The 489-nt window shown below is 64.4% G+C and carries 2 protein-coding genes; both read left to right on the forward strand.

What is annotated here, in order from left to right:
* Window positions 1-215: hypothetical protein (locus AC5Y6X_RS24410; protein ID WP_499989715.1), on the forward strand; the 215-nt coding region annotated here is incomplete at its 5' end.
* Window positions 203-489: PE family protein (locus AC5Y6X_RS24415; RefSeq protein ID WP_499989716.1), on the forward strand; the 287-nt coding region annotated here is incomplete at its 3' end. The genes AC5Y6X_RS24410 and AC5Y6X_RS24415, both read left to right, overlap by 13 nt.

Below are 489 nucleotides of genomic sequence, written 5' to 3' on the forward strand. Positions count from 1 at the left end.
GCCATCGGCAGGATAAAACCATGCCCGCAGCGACGTTCCATCCAGACCACCGGGAAATTCACGGTGGACAACAAATGAACAATAGTCGTCCGTTAACGAGTATTTCGCGGCGGAGAGGCGCCGCGACCGCGATCGAATTAACGTTGTCAGCAACCACATTCCCGAAGGTCTTGAGCCGGAAGGTTGTCGAGGAGGAAATCACATGTCGTTCGTGACGACGCAGCCGGAGGCTCTGGCCGCCGCGGCCGGCGCCTTGCAGGGGATCGGCTCGACGTTGAGCGCCCAGAACGCCGCCGCGGCGGCCCCGACGACGGGCGTGGTGCCCGCCGCTGCCGACGAGGTGTCGGCGCTGACCGCGGCGCAATTCGCCGCGCATGCCCAGATGTATCAGGCCGTCAGCGCTCAGGCGGCGGCGATTCACGAGATGTTCGTCAACACCCTGGGCATGAGCTCGGGGTCATACGCGTTGACCGAAGCCGCGAACGCGGT

The organism is Mycobacterium sp. NGS26 (assembly GCF_059813025.1).